This is a genomic window from Magnetococcales bacterium, from assembly GCA_015228815.1.
Taxonomy (GTDB): domain Bacteria; phylum Pseudomonadota; class Magnetococcia; order Magnetococcales; family UBA8363; genus UBA8363.
This window is the reverse complement of sequence record JADGCV010000030.1, coordinates 23,603-37,610: the sequence shown is the minus strand read 5'-3', so window position 1 is coordinate 37,610 and position 14,008 is coordinate 23,603. Positions and strand designations below refer to the sequence as shown.

General features: G+C 52.8%; 12 protein-coding genes and 1 pseudogene. 8 read left to right on the top strand and 5 right to left on the bottom strand.

The features are described from left to right. Nucleotides 1-61: 61 nt before the first annotated feature. The 4 genes and pseudogenes from HQL76_12840 to HQL76_12825 all read right to left on the bottom strand — a co-directional run bounded on the left by HQL76_12840 (nucleotide 62) and on the right by HQL76_12825 (nucleotide 1,859). Nucleotides 62-142 carry a type II toxin-antitoxin system HicA family toxin gene (locus HQL76_12840; protein MBF0110051.1) on the bottom strand — a complete coding sequence of 27 codons (81 nt, stop codon included), beginning with the start codon at nucleotides 140-142 and terminating at the stop codon, nucleotides 62-64. Nucleotides 143-309: 167 nt separating this feature from the next. Continuing rightward, nucleotides 310-576: a helix-turn-helix domain-containing protein gene (locus HQL76_12835; GenBank protein MBF0110050.1), complete on the bottom strand. Its 267-nt coding sequence runs from the start codon at nucleotides 574-576 to the stop codon at nucleotides 310-312. Continuing rightward, a pseudogene (locus HQL76_12830) lies at nucleotides 573-884 on the bottom strand (transcriptional regulator). Before HQL76_12830 ends, HQL76_12835 begins: the two are co-directional and overlap by 4 nt. A gap of 258 nt (nucleotides 885-1,142) precedes the next feature. After that, nucleotides 1,143-1,859, bottom strand: coding sequence for an N-acetylmuramoyl-L-alanine amidase (locus HQL76_12825; GenBank protein MBF0110049.1), 717 nt, complete (start codon nucleotides 1,857-1,859; stop codon nucleotides 1,143-1,145). A gap of 149 nt (nucleotides 1,860-2,008) precedes the next feature. On the opposite strand from HQL76_12825, the gene HQL76_12820 reads away from it, so the two are divergent. The 8 genes from HQL76_12820 to leuD all read left to right on the top strand — a co-directional run bounded on the left by HQL76_12820 (nucleotide 2,009) and on the right by leuD (nucleotide 12,046). Then, nucleotides 2,009-3,697: a cyclic nucleotide-binding domain-containing protein gene (locus HQL76_12820; protein ID MBF0110048.1), complete on the top strand. Its 1,689-nt coding sequence runs from the start codon at nucleotides 2,009-2,011 to the stop codon at nucleotides 3,695-3,697. Between the two features lie 195 nt (nucleotides 3,698-3,892). Then, a complete protein-coding gene (locus HQL76_12815) occupies nucleotides 3,893-4,402 on the top strand; it encodes a cyclic nucleotide-binding domain-containing protein (protein MBF0110047.1) in 510 nt (169 codons plus the stop codon). Nucleotides 4,403-4,412: 10 nt separating this feature from the next. Beyond that, nucleotides 4,413-6,308 carry a Flp pilus assembly complex ATPase component TadA gene (tadA, locus tag HQL76_12810; GenBank protein ID MBF0110046.1) on the top strand — a complete coding sequence of 632 codons (1,896 nt, stop codon included), beginning with the start codon at nucleotides 4,413-4,415 and terminating at the stop codon, nucleotides 6,306-6,308. Nucleotides 6,309-6,411: 103 nt separating this feature from the next. After that, nucleotides 6,412-6,840, top strand: coding sequence for a DUF1640 domain-containing protein (locus HQL76_12805; protein MBF0110045.1), 429 nt, complete (start codon nucleotides 6,412-6,414; stop codon nucleotides 6,838-6,840). 75 nt (nucleotides 6,841-6,915) lie between these two features. Then, nucleotides 6,916-8,793, top strand: a complete 1,878-nt coding sequence (locus HQL76_12800) for a propionate--CoA ligase (GenBank protein MBF0110044.1) — start codon at nucleotides 6,916-6,918, stop codon at nucleotides 8,791-8,793. A gap of 223 nt (nucleotides 8,794-9,016) precedes the next feature. Further along, entirely contained in the window at nucleotides 9,017-10,270 is a 1,254-nt protein-coding gene (locus HQL76_12795; protein ID MBF0110043.1) for a 3-isopropylmalate dehydratase large subunit, read from the top strand. Between the two features lie 55 nt (nucleotides 10,271-10,325). After that, nucleotides 10,326-11,570 (top strand): 3-isopropylmalate dehydratase large subunit, encoded by a 1,245-nt coding sequence (locus HQL76_12790; protein MBF0110042.1) that lies wholly within the window; start codon nucleotides 10,326-10,328, stop codon nucleotides 11,568-11,570. Next, nucleotides 11,570-12,046: a 3-isopropylmalate dehydratase small subunit gene (gene leuD / locus HQL76_12785; protein MBF0110041.1), complete on the top strand. Its 477-nt coding sequence runs from the start codon at nucleotides 11,570-11,572 to the stop codon at nucleotides 12,044-12,046. The genes HQL76_12790 and leuD overlap by 1 nt, the downstream gene beginning before the upstream one ends. A gap of 385 nt (nucleotides 12,047-12,431) precedes the next feature. On the opposite strand, the gene HQL76_12780 is transcribed toward leuD, so the two are convergent. Continuing rightward, nucleotides 12,432-13,580 carry an IS4 family transposase gene (locus tag HQL76_12780; GenBank protein MBF0110040.1) on the bottom strand — a complete coding sequence of 383 codons (1,149 nt, stop codon included), beginning with the start codon at nucleotides 13,578-13,580 and terminating at the stop codon, nucleotides 12,432-12,434. Between the last annotated feature and the right edge of the window lie 428 nt (nucleotides 13,581-14,008).

Here is a 14,008-nt window from a genome sequence, read left to right as displayed (position 1 = left end):
GGTTCAACCTCCTTGGTTGGCGTAAATTTTAGGCAACGATACGACCTCAACCTTTGGAAGTTCATGGCTTGATCCCCGCATGTTTCCAAATTGAACGCACCGTGCCCGCAGGCAGATCATGCCTGGGATGCGTCACCGTCACCTTTCCGGATTTTGTTGATCACCTGCCAGCCGACCCCCGCCAGCAAAGCATCCGGATGGTGTTCACGGATTTCCTTGCCCCGATACGCCTTTCAGGAGGGCGCCCGGCCAAAGGGTGAAAGGAGTCCCCTTTTCCTGCCGTCGCGGCAGGCCGAACATTCGGTAGGCCTACCCCATCAGGGCATCAGGGTGGCGCTCGGCGATGCGCAGCAGGGATGCGGTCGGGCCGGAAGGGACACGCCGTCTCTGTTCCCAATCTTGAAGAGTGCGGATGCTCACCCCCAGCAGTCCGGCGAATGCGGACTGGGAAAGCCCCATGCGTTCTCGCACCGTGTGCGCATCCGGAATGCACACCGTGACACGCCGCCCCTGGCCATCTTTGATGGCGAGGACTCCATCAAGGAGTTCCTGGCCGATGTTTCGTCCCGTGGTCATGTTTCCTCCAGTTCCTTGCGTAGCTTGTACAACACACCTGCCGGGATGTTCTCGGCTTCATTTTTGGCGTAGAGAGTCAACAACCAGATTTCCCCAGCCGCGTTACGCCAATAATAGATGATGCGAAGGCCGCCCCGTTTCCCTCATCCCATGGCCTTCCATCGCAGTTTGCGCACCCCGCCCGAATCGGGGATGACATCGCCCGACTCCGGATGCAGTGCCAGGGACCATTGAAGTGCCGCATATTCGGTATCATCCAAATAGCAATGAACCAGCCGAGAAAAGATCGGCGCTTCAACGAATGTAATGGTAGGAGTATACGGCATTGCCGGATGTTCTGGAACGATGGAATGACGAATCATGTCCTGCCCCAGGCATGGGACAAGGGAGCAACCATATTCCCATCCGTCAGGGCCACCACGATGGTGCCGGAATGGCCATGATACACACCATACACCTTTGAAACGCCAATTGAAAGCGCGGAATTTCCATGACAAGCAGCGACGAACAGGCGCACCGACTTTACCTCCCGTCACATCAACCGAAGTCAATCCATGGCGTGCAAGTCATCGACGCTTCCCGCCCCATTCCTGGTATTCCCGAAGGCTTAAAACGATGGCCCGTGCCACCTTGTTTCGAGTCTCTTCCCGACTCAGGATCACCTCCTCCTGCCGGTTGATGATCACCCCGACTTCCACAAGGACCGCGGGCATGGAGGCGGTCCGCAATACGACCAGATCATCATAGCAGTAGATACCCAGTCGGGCATTGAACAAGGCATGCCGCTCCCCTGGTATGTCCGCGGCATGATGCAGGGTCGGTTCGAACCCCTCCCGTTTCAGATGCCGACCAATCATCGTCGCCAGTCGCAGGCTTTCTCGGAAACGAGGATTCTTCGTGGAAATCAACAATGAAAATCCCCTGAAGCGGTCACTGAACCGTTGTTTCTTTCCCTCATGGATCCATTCTTCAAGGAACTGGGACTGGGCGGAATCATGATGGAATGAAAGCAGCAGATCCGCTTTCTTTTCATGCGCCATTCGTGTTCTGGCATACAGGCTCTTGGGATTGATGATGGCAAAGGAGCGTTCAAAACCCTGTCGCTGCAATTCCATCAGGACATGCAGTCCCACCGCCCGATTGAAGTAGAATTCCCCCCGACCTCGGGCACTCCGGGCGCCAACGGCAGAGGAGGTATGTCCAATATCGATGGCCACGCCAAGACCCGATTCATTCCCCGCGAAGGCAAAACAGGGATTTGAATAGAGTATCAATAGTGGCATGACGGAACACACAATATGCTTCAAAATATGGATGAAAATAAATTTAATCATTCATGTGCGCCTGATGTAAAGATATTAATTGAAAGATATTGAAAAGATCCAGCGCACCGAAGACAAATTCTTGCTTCGACCGTAAAGAAAACCATAAGATGGCCAGGTCGATTGAGATTATGTTCCACCCACCCTTTTCTGGTACCACCGCCGCGCATATGACCAGTTCTCTCAATGCCCTTCTCGAAAAAATAAACAATTCCGGATGGATCGGACTTAAGGATCTCGAAACGCTCCTGAAAGGAATCCCTGCGGCCACATTCGCCAAATTTGTCGATTACCCTTTTTTGTTCGGCGACAGCGTTGCCGACATCGAAGTCGTTTCGATCGACGGCAAAATAACACTGAATTTTCCCTCCGACCAGGACGCCACCAGCCGAACATCGCTCGACACCATCTTTCCCCTGGTCCAGAAAAATCCGGGCCAGCGAAACTCCGGGGTTTTCTTTCTCGGTTCGGCATCGGGTAATCAGTTTGTCGTCCCCGACTACACGATTTCCAAGAAGCACGCGGTTTTCACCAGAAAACGCAATGGAACCTTTCTCAAGGATCTGCAAAGCGAGTTCGGCAGCTACGTCAACGGCGTCTCCTTCGGTTCCAGGGAGGTTCTTCTCAATGATGGCGATCATCTGGCCTTCGGTCGCTATCAATTTCTCTTCCTCGAACCCAAGACCTGTTTTCTGTTGCTCTCGGGAAAAAAGGAAAAAAATGAACTCATCAGGAAACCCACCCACCCGGATGTCTCTGAAAACCAGTTAAAAGAAAAACTTAACGCAACATCCGCCTATGTCGCCGAATGCATTGAGAAAAAAGAATGCGAGGACCTCGACGACAAGTTGCTGACGATCATTTCATTCATTCCGTTTTTCAATTCCTTTTCGCTTCACGAGAAAAAGCAGATCGTATCATTTCACAACAGGCTTCTATTGGCCCAGCCGGACGAAATGATCGTCCGCGAACATGATGAGAGCAATAATTTTTTCATCATTCTCAAGGGAAAGGTGGACGTCGTCAAGGAAGAAGGCCAGGTGACTCTCAACACCCTTGGCCCAGGCAACAGTTTCGGAGAAATCGCCTTTCTGACCGGAACCCGCCGGTCGGCCAACGTCATCGCCCGCGAACCGACCATCATGTTGACCATCGATCGTGACTTCTATGAAAATGTCGGCATCGAAATTCGGGAGAAGTTCAAGGACCAGATTATTCGGCAAATCTCCGCCAACATCATTCGGCAAAACCGTGAAATTCAAGATCTCAATAGAGATCAGCACCTTGCCAATCCCAGAATTCCGCGGAAAAAAGCACCTCATTCCCCCGGGGACGATCGACACGGACATAAAAAACGGATTGCCGCATTCATCAATGAATCTCCAGTGTTTGCCAAACTGACCAAATATCAAAAAACCGGGTTGTCGGTACTTCTCGATACGATCGAATCTTTTGCCGCAGGCGAGGTCATCGTCAAGGAGAATACACTCCAGGATGGATTGTATTTCATCATCGAAGGATCGGTCGCCATTACCGTCACGAGGCGTGACATCGTTTTGGCCGTTCTTGAGGCCGGAGCCATATTTGGCGAAATATCCACCATCGGCAAGAAAACGACCTCGGCCAATGTGATCGCCAGGGAACAGGTCCGGACAGTGCGGATTACCGCGGAGGATATGAACGTCCTGTCGATCGAGATCAGGGAGAAAATCAAGGACATCATCCTGGACCAGATCCTCACGAGGCAATCCCGACAGAACACCACCATCCTCGACTCCGCCCGCCCCCCTGCCGATTGACTGCCCTTCCCAGTCCCACAGCCCTTCTTCCCACGAACATGATGGCGCTGGAGCGTCTCCAGAAACGATATAACATAATCATATGCCATACAAAACTTATTTTGTAACTTGTCTTTCTTTGAGACGAAACGCTATTCTTGCACCATTGGATGTCGGCGCATCGGAAATCGGGGTGAAGTCGGGGAGATCGGTATCATGTCATTGATGGGGTTGCTGGAAAGCATCACGTTTTTCGAAAGCTTCACCAGTGAGGAAAAATCATCCTTCACACAAACCGAAGACCTTTTCCTGACCCTCAAGCCGGGAGAATTTCTGATCCGGGAGGGACCCGACGCGGATGATTCCTTTTTCATCATCCTGGATGGCCAGGTCAACATCACCAAGGAAAGCCTGCCAGGAAAGGTATTGACCACTCTTGGCTCCGGGGCCATCCTCGGAGAAATGACCTTCCTGACCGGCAACCCCCGTTCGACCAACGTGATCGCCGAGGAAGGGGCGACCGTATTCAAGGTCAATCAGGGGACCATGAACCGCCTGGGGGCGCCGATGCAGGTCAAGATTCTCCGGCAACTGACCGACATTCTGGTCGGACGCCTGGAAAAACTGACCGAAGACATCGTGCAACAAAAAAGAATCAATGAAACCCTGACACTGGCCCTGCGAGAGAAAATTCTTTCCGAAATGGGTGCCCCCAGCCCGTCATGAACGGCGATCCATGATCGATACCGCAAGGCCACCGGAAGATCCCACGGAAAAAGAAAAGTTTGTCCGCGAGGAGGTACTGGCTCCCAGTGATCGAATCCTCAAGGAACATGAACGTTTTCTGCCCCTCAATGACGCGCTGCAACGGGAAGGGATCCTCGCCCCGGGACACCTGATCCGGCTCATGGGATTTGGTCCCGTCGATGATACCACCAATCTGCTGCATTTGTTTCTTTCCGCCGGTCTGATCCGTACCGAAGAGATACAACAGGCCAAGGAGGGAAAAAAAACCGCCTCGGGTATTCCACTCTGGAGGCTCCTGCGCGACCGGGGAATCATCGGCCCGCGGGCGATGGCCATCGGATTGGCCGCAACCCTCGACCTGCCCTATACCGAGATGGATCCGGGACAAATGGATCCAACCGCGGTCCAGCGGATGGATGGCCTCAACGCCACCCGATGGGAGACCGTACCGGTACGGATGGAGGGCGAGACGCTGTTCATGGCCTGTTCCGATCCAAAAAAAGTGGATCTGGAGCGGGCACAACAACTGGCGGGACGATCGATCCGTCTGTGCATTGCGCCACGACCGCTCGTCATGGCCGCCATCGATCATTGGTATGGGAGCGAGGGGCTGTCCCAGGGAGGACATCCGGTCGGACACATCGACCTGCGTGGCGTGACGCCCCTCCCCGGCACCGCCATCAACCCCAATCTGCCCATTCCGGCACTCCTCGACCAACTCATCGTCAATGCCATCGCCAAACGGGCAAGCGACATTCATGTCGTTCCGGACCAACGTTTTCTCCATGTCCATTTTCGCATCGATGGACGGCTGTTCGAGGAGGTCCGCCTGCCGCTGCACCTGAAGAATCCGCTCGTATCGCGCATCAAGGTCATCTCGGGGATGGACATTGCGGAAAAACGGCTGCCCCAGGATGGACATGTCCAGGGACGGCTGGCCGATCGCACCCTCGATATCCGGGTTTCCGACGTGCCGTCGGTACGGGGCGAGACCATCGTCATGAGACTTCTGGACCTTCAGGTCGGTCTGGTTCCCATGGAGCAACTTGGTTTTGCCCAGACCGATCTGGAACGGTTTCGGCGCAACGTCGCCCTTCCCCATGGTCTGATCCTGGTCACCGGTCCCACCGGCAGCGGCAAATCGACCACCCTGCGCGCCGCCCTCGATTATATCGTCCGTCATCAGTTTTGCCATCTCCTGACGATCGAGGATCCCGTCGAGGTGCGAATGGACGGAGTCACCCAGGTGCAGGTCAACACCCGCATCGGCTTTACCTTTCCCCGGGCACTGCGACAATTCCTGCGTCATGATCCCGATGTCATCATGGTTGGGGAAATCCGTGACGCCGAAACCGCCAAGATTTCAGTCCAGGCAGCCCTGACGGGTCACCGGGTCTTTTCCACCCTGCATACCAACGATGCCCCGGGGGCGATCACACGACTGGTGGACATGGGGGTGGAACCCTTTCTCGTCTCCTCGGCGATCAGCCTCGTCGTCGCGCAACGACTGGTTCGCCGTTTGTGTCCCGGATGCCGTGTCGGTCGTCCCGCCACGCCCCGGGAAGAACGGATCCTTGCCGCCATGGGATTGTCCCTCCCCGCAACGCCGCCCTCTTCCACCGTCACCCTTTTTGAAAGCCCCGGTTGTCCCTCATGCAACCATACAGGGCATGTCGGCAGGACGGTCATCTATGAAATGTTGACGGTCGATGAAGAGATGAAACACCGCATCGCCCGCAATGAAGCCGCCTCGACCCTCCGCCACGCCGCCTTGGGTCGGGGATTTTCTCCCCTGGCATCGAGCGGTCTGGCCAAGGTTATCAAAGGCATCACCGCACTGAACGAGGTTGCCCCCTACCTGGAACCATTCATCGAAACCGGATGAGTCCAGGATGAATCACTCTTGACCTCCGGAGCATCATGGTTGTCATGTTTTCTGATGCGGTATAAGATGGATCGGGGTCGGAATTTTGTGAAAGAGACCATCGATGAACCAGGCAATTGCGTTTGACACTTACGCTTATGTCAAGAAACTGCGGGATGTCGGGGTCGATGAACGGCAGGCGGCCATCCAGGCCGAGGCCCTTGTCACCCTGATCGAGAACCGACTGGCCACCAAACAAGAACTGGCCCAGGTCGAAGCCGTCTTGCGCCGGGACATCGAGTTGGTCCGGGCGGAGTTGAAGCGAGACATCGAGTCGGTTCGAACCGATTTGACACGGGACATCGAGTCGCTCCGGGCGGAGTTGAAGCGGGACATCGAGTCACTCCGGGCGGAGTTGAAGCGGGACATCAAGGAACTGGACACGAAGGTCGAAGTCCGGCTCAAGGAACTGGAACAACGCATGGTAATCAAGCTCGGGAGCCTGATGGTCGTGGCCGTCGGCGCCGTGGCCGCGCTGGTGAAGCTGCTTTGATGGAACAGGGTGGAAATGCCAGTCGCTCACGCACAATCACCAGACCTGCAACGGTCGGGAGAAACCATCGTCATGATGAACAACAGCGAAAGATATCGGTCATTTTATCGGAATTCCATTGACCATCGGGAAGAATTCTGGAAGGAGCAGGCCCGTTTGATCGATTGGGAAACCCCGTTCACCCAGGTTCTGGAATACGAAAATCCTCCGTTTGCCCGCTGGTATCCCGATGGCGCCCTCAACCTGTGCCACAATGCCCTTGACCGTCATCTGGAGGAACGGGGGGACCAGAATGCCTTGATCTGGGTTTCGACCGAGGTCGGGACTTCCATGGAGATCACCTATCGCACCCTGCACGCATGGGTCAATCAAGCCGCCGCCCTTTTCCTGCGGATGGGGGTGCGCCGGGGGGATCGGATCCTGATCTACATGCCGATGATCCCCCAGGCAGTGGTGGCGATGCTTGCCTGTGTCCGCATCGGCGCCGTTCATTCGGTGGTGTTCGGTGGCTTTGCCGCCCACGCCCTCGCCTCCCGGATCAACGATGCCGCGCCCAAACTCATCGTCACCGCCGATGCCGGAATGCGTGGCGGCAAGGTGATCGACTACCGTCCCCTTCTGGCCGAGGCACTGCAACACGTCACCATTGCCCAACCCCGGATCTTGAGGGTCGATCGTGGTCTTGCCTCCTCCTCCGTCCCCGGGAATGCCATCCTGGACTGGGATCAAGAGATGAACCGCGAGAGTGGCGCCAGCATCGCCCCGGTAGCGGTCCCCTCGGACCATCCTTCCTATATCCTGTACACCTCCGGCACCACCGGTTCGCCCAAGGGGGTCCAGAGGGATACCGGAGGCCATGCCGTCTCGATGCGGGCCTCGATGAAACACATCTACGACCTGCAACCCGGCGAGGTCATGCTGACAGGATCCGACATCGGCTGGGTCGTCGGCCATTCCTACATCATCTACGCCCCACTCCTGACCGGGGCAACCACGATACTCTATGAAGGGCTGCCGACACGACCCGATCCAGGCATCTGGTGGTCGATGGTGGAACGGTTCAAGGTCAATGTCATGTTCACTTCACCGACCGCGATCCGATTATTGAAAAAAACCGGTCCCGAATGGATCAAAACCCATGACCTGGGCTCGTTGAAATACCTGTTTCTTGCCGGTGAACCACTGGATCGGGAAACCCATCGCTGGATCTCGGAGCATTTGACAGGACGGGTGATCGACAACTATTGGCAGACCGAAACCGGCTGGCCAATCCTGGCCAATCATGCGGGCCTTGGATTGATGGAAACCAAATTTGGTTCTCCGACCGTTCCCGCCTATGGTTTCGAGTGTCTCCTGGTCGATGAGACGACGGGACAACCGGTCAAGGCCAATGAAAAGGGATCGCTCATGATCAAGCCGCCGCTCCCTCCCGGCTGCATGACCACGGTATGGGGCAACGATCAGCGATTCATCGACACCTATTTTTCCCGCTTCGAAACCTTGCTGTATGCCACCTTCGACTATGCCATGCATGACGAAGAGGGATATTATTTCATCATGGGACGGGATGATGATGTCATCAATGTGGCGGGCCATCGTCTTGGAACGCGGGAAATCGAGGAAATCCTGTGTACCCACCCGACCGTCGCCGAGGCGGCGGCGGTGGGAATCAAGGATGACCTGAAAGGACAGGAGGTGATCGCCTTCGTTGTCGTCGCCAGGGATGGGACGCCGCCAACCGAACAGGAGTTGAAGGACCTGGTCTCCCACCAGATCGGACCCATCGCCCGTCCCCGGACCGTCCACATTGTCCCGGGACTTCCCAAGACCCGGTCGGGAAAGGTCCTGCGCCGTTCGATCCAGGCCCTCGCGGAAGGAAGAGATCCCGGAGACCTTCCGACCATCGACGATCCCACCGTGCTGGATCAGATCCGCAAGGCGGTCAACGAATAGTGAAGGCAATTTGAGTCATTTAGAAATTGACGCGAAATCTTGCAGATAGCGGCATTTTTTCGTGTTTCGGTTCTCAAAATAGGCGATCAAGAGGAAATCCTTTTCGCCCACAAGTGGCTTGGCGGGGTGTTTGTGCCGCTTGACACTTTCGGTCAAGATTTACCCCGGTACATTTTCTCTCCCATTTCCAATCGGCAATGGGCCTCCTTAAGGAATTGAAACAATGGGACAAACGCTTACAGAAAAGATCATCGCCAATAACGCAAGAAAAGTAAAGGTAATTCCTGGTGAAATCGTGACCGTCGCGGTGGACCGGGTTTTCGCCCATGACATTTTTGCGACCACGGTGATCACCGAGTTTGAAAAACTGGGAAAACCTCTGTGGCGTCCAGATGGGGTGGTCCTCATTATCGACCATGATGTCCCTTCAACTTCCAGTAATTCCGGAAACATCTACCAAAGAATGGCCGAATTCTCAAGATCTTGGGGAATTGATAAATTCCACTATGGTGAAGGTATCTGCCATCAACTGATGCCTGAAAAGGGTTATGTCATCCCCGGATCGATCGTCATTGGTACCGATTCCCACACCGTGACCTATGGCGCTCTTGGCGCACTGGCTACCGGCATGGGCAGCACCGAAATGGCCGGCATCTGGAGCAGGGGATCCGTCTGGTTGAAAGTACCTCACTCCATTCAGATTCGTCTGGAAGGTTCTTTGGGTACGGGCGTTACCGCCAAGGATGTCATCTTGCACCTCATCGGACGATTCGGGGCTGATGGCTGCACCTACAAGGCGATAGAATTCACCGGTGAAGGTGTGGCAGCGCTTTCCATGGAACAGAGGTTGACCATAAGCAACATGGTGGTTGAAATGGGTGCAAAAAATGGTATTTTTCCGGTTGATGAAATCACCGAGTCCTACTTGAGTGATCGAGGTATTACGGATTATCAACGTTTCGCCAGTGACCATGATGCCCACTATCAGGATTCAATCACCGTGGACCTGGCCACACTGGTACCGCAACTGGCCGGTCCTGGAAAAGTGGATTCCATCCACCCCGTGGATGAACTGGCTGGAAAAATCATCCATCAAGGATTCATCGGTTCTTGTACCAATGGCCGTCTGAGTGATCTGAGGGAAGCAGCGACCTATCTTCAAGGTCGTCAGGTAGCCCCCTTCGTCAAACTGATCATTACCCCGGCCAGTCGTACCATTTACCAACAGGCCATGGAGGAAGGGTTGATCACCATCTTCCTGGAAGCTGGAGGAGTGGTTACCAATCCCGGCTGTGGTCTGTGTTTTGGCAAGTTGGGAGGCGTGATCGGTCCTACGGAAGTGGCTGTCTGCTCCAACAACCGCAATTTTCCTGGCAGATTGGGCCATCCAAGCGCGGAAATCTACTTGGCCAGCCCGGCTACCGTAGCCGCATCGGTAGTGGCGGGATGCCTGACCAACCCACAATCACGGCACTGAACGACCATCTGGAGTATCAGCGCAACGCATCGAGCGCATCAAGGACCGTACACATATGAACATGACCGAGAAGATCATCGCCAAACATGCTGGCCTTCCAAAGGTGCAAGCAGGAGAAGTTGTGGAAGTGGAGGTGGATTGGTGCATGGCGAATGATGTCACGATTCCCCTGACCGTTTCCCTGTTCAATGATCGGTTCCGCTTCGACCGGGTAGGAATCCGAGAAAAAGTGGTGCTGATCAATGATCATCGCATCCCTGCCGATGATATCAACACCGCCGAAGCGCATCAGATAATACGAAACTTCGCCAAGCAACATGACCTTAGGCTGCACGAACGTGACGGCGTTTGCCATCAGGTCATGTTCGAAAGCTACGTCAAACCCGGTGAATTGGTGGTGGCGGCCGATTCCCATACCTGCAGTTACGGTAGTATCGGCGCAGTTTCGGTGGGAATGGGGTCCACCGACATTACCGCGGTTATCGGTTCCGGTCGGACATGGCTCAAGGTGCCTGAATGCCTGCGCATCGAACTTTCAGGAAGCCTTAAGCCCGGTGTCTATGCCAAAGATGTGATTCTGTATGTCATCAAACATTTGACCGCTTCCGGAGCCACTTATATGGCGGTGGAATTCGGTGGCGATTTGGTAGGCAACCTTTCGATCTCCGAACGATTTACCCTGTGCAACATGGTCATCGAAGCCGGCGGAAAAAGCTCCATGATTTTACCTGATGAAACTACCCGCCGACACTTCGCCAATCGTGACATCAGTTGGGATTTCTTCGAAACGGGGATGAATGCGACATACGCCGAAAGGCGTTCTTTTGATGTTTCCCACCTGGAACCACAGGTGGCCTGCCCTCATCATGTAGACAATGTCAAAGATATTGCCGAAGTTGCAGGGACACCCATCGACCAAGCATTTCTGGGATCCTGCACGAATGGCCGGCTGGACGATCTTGAAATCGCTGCTGCGCAGCTTCGTGGACGCAAGATCCATCCGGAGGTACGTATGTTGGTGACTCCCGCCTCGGTAGCCGTTTATCAGGCAGCGCTTGAGCGCGGTCTGATTGGCCGTTTCATGGAGGCCGGCGCGATTGTCAATCATCCGGGGTGCAGCACCTGTTGGGGCGCTTCACAGGGGTCTCTGGCCAAAGGACAGAAAATGATCTCCACAGCCAATCGCAACTTCAAGGGAAGGGCAGGCAGTGCCCACTCGGAGATCTATCTGGCCAGCCCGGCCACTGTAGCTTTGAGTGCCGTCCATGGAAAAATAACCAGCCCAACTGGAGAAGTTTAATGCGGATACAGGAAAAGACGTGGGTATTCGGAGACGATATTGATACCGATCAGATCATTCCTACCCAATATTTGACCTTGCCCACCATTAAAGAAATGGCTGCTTATACCATGGAGCCCCAGGACCGGGCGTTCGCCACTCAATACCAACCGGGCCAAATTTTAATAGGAGGGAAAAACTTTGGCTGCGGTTCCAGCCGAGAACAGGCACCAGCTGTTCTGGCCGAACTGGGCGTCAAGATCATCCTGGCCCGCAGTTTTGCCCGAATTTTCTTCCGCAATGCAATTAATTTGGGCATTCTTCTCATTGAAATTCAAACTCTTCCAGAGGTGCATACAGGTGATGTACTCACCATCGATACCGATCGATCCACGGTCGATATTGGCGGAACGACGCATACTTTTGTTCCGATCTCTGGTTTTCTGAAGAATATTATCGAGTGTGGAGGTTTGGTGAACTACTTACGCCAAGAATAAATTTGACTCATGCTGTAGCATGTTCCGGGTGTCCAAATCCACATAGATGGATACCCGGCGCGTAAGAATTCTCCTGAATGATATGTCCAACAATTTTCTACATAAATGGCATGTTTTGCGTCATTTAATAATTATTATAATCAATAAAATAGATTTAATAATATTCAATCCTGGATGTGTGTCCTGAAAAAAGTTGAAGAAAGATCTCCCAGCCAAATGAAAGGTAAACAGGAAATACTTATGCTATAAATAATAACAATTCCACTAACAAACAGGTGAGTTCCATGGATACTTTTGATGTCAATACTGCCATTATCGAACTGAAACAATTTTTCATCAACGATCTGTTCGTTGATTTCACTACCGTACACTTTTTAATAACAACTTAAAACGAGAATAATACTATGACTCTCATGCCTCTGTTTATTAAATGCTCCAGAAAACGCAGACCGAGCTGAAACAGACTCAGGTCGCAACGTTTGGTTCTGTGAATAATACCCACCCACCCCTCAGTCTTCGCCACCACCCCTAAAAAAACGATCCAGATGTACGCAAGGCTCACCGCAATGAGCAGTCTTGAAATTCTCTCTGGATCAGATAGATGTGACTTGTGAATGTTGAAACCACGGCTCTTTTTGTCTGAAAAAAGCGTCTCTATCCTGAAACGTAAACGGTATAAGGCGCAAGCCCTCCCAGCCGAATCGATGCTCGTCACAAGGAAAATGGGATCCTTATATCCTTTCCTCCAATAACAGACGACATTAACTGGACCATATCTCTCTTCTGTGAACAATATATCTTTAAAGATTATGTACTTACCAGGCTCTAAACTTTCCGTTGCGTCCCCACATTTAACCTCATGACCATTCCACACTATGGAGATGTTAACTCCAGTACGACAGACATAGTTCCATCCACAACTTTTTACATAATCCTGCAATCTGATCCCATCAAACTCGCCGTCACCCACAATCACAACCTGCTTCCCGTCAGGAACAATATCCTTGAGACTGTTGAGTAGCTCAAGGTGGAAAGACTCTGCCAAGTGACCCTTTTTTCCCCTTACTACAAGCCAAGCAATTGGCAAAGAACGGCCTTGGAAAATTACGCTCGCCATCAAGGTTATGCAACCTCGGCCAACAGTACTTCCATCAATGGCAATAACCAAAATTTCTCCCCCAAGATTGCTGAGCATAGTCTTAACATATGGCAAGAAATATCTTTCAAAATCAATACTTTGATTGTCTATCAATCGACAAAACTTCTTCTCCCGACTGGATGGCTTGTTGCCATCTGGCACCTCCAATGCCACCTTTGGCAGATTCACGCTCTTGCTGCCAACGATACCACTTACCAACCCGGCAAGCGTGTCTAAATGTCGCGCAAAATTTCCCCTCGGTTGGATTGGATGGGCCTTGGCAAGTTGGCTCCTGACGGCACGAAATCTCTTCGCATTATCGCACATGGCCAGATCTCCTGAGGTGGGGTAATTTATAGCCATGAGTTTCATTAATAATTTAGAAAAATCAATCAAATTTAGGAACTTCCACTTTTTTTCCTAAAAAAGTGTCCGGTAGTGAAGTTCGTATTAGGCGGGAAACCTCCAAATATCTTCGTTTCACTTCATGAAATGGAACAATAAATGATTTACAAACCAACAACAGAATCCGTTCAACAGGCAGCTCAATGTATCATACAAGGAGGCGTAGTACTCCTCCCAACTGATACCTCCTACTGCCTTTGTTGCCATGCATTTAATGAAACGTCTGTCGCCCGTATTCGGAGTATCAAGCGCCGCGCTATGGACAAACCTATCGGAATTCTTGTAGACAAAGCTACTGCAATTGATTATGCGGAAATATCACTGTTTGGCCGTCGCTTGATCGACCTATTATGGCCTTCTACCTTGAATATCATTTTCCCCCAAAAAGAATGCATTCCAAAATGGATTTCTGGAAATAC

Coding starts and splice junctions, on each gene's coding strand:
- tadA (MBF0110046.1), top strand. CDS start 4,413: ATGATCGATACCGCAAGGCCACCGGAAGATCCCACGGAAAAAGAAAAG.
- HQL76_12835 (MBF0110050.1), bottom strand. CDS start 576: ATGACCACGGGACGAAACATCGGCCAGGAACTCCTTGATGGAGTCCTC.
- HQL76_12815 (MBF0110047.1), top strand. CDS start 3,893: ATGTCATTGATGGGGTTGCTGGAAAGCATCACGTTTTTCGAAAGCTTC.
- HQL76_12790 (MBF0110042.1), top strand. CDS start 10,326: ATGAACATGACCGAGAAGATCATCGCCAAACATGCTGGCCTTCCAAAG.
- HQL76_12800 (MBF0110044.1), top strand. CDS start 6,916: ATGAACAACAGCGAAAGATATCGGTCATTTTATCGGAATTCCATTGAC.
- leuD (MBF0110041.1), top strand. CDS start 11,570: ATGCGGATACAGGAAAAGACGTGGGTATTCGGAGACGATATTGATACC.
- HQL76_12825 (MBF0110049.1), bottom strand. CDS start 1,859: ATGCCACTATTGATACTCTATTCAAATCCCTGTTTTGCCTTCGCGGGG.
- HQL76_12795 (MBF0110043.1), top strand. CDS start 9,017: ATGGGACAAACGCTTACAGAAAAGATCATCGCCAATAACGCAAGAAAA.
- HQL76_12805 (MBF0110045.1), top strand. CDS start 6,412: ATGAACCAGGCAATTGCGTTTGACACTTACGCTTATGTCAAGAAACTG.
- HQL76_12820 (MBF0110048.1), top strand. CDS start 2,009: ATGGCCAGGTCGATTGAGATTATGTTCCACCCACCCTTTTCTGGTACC.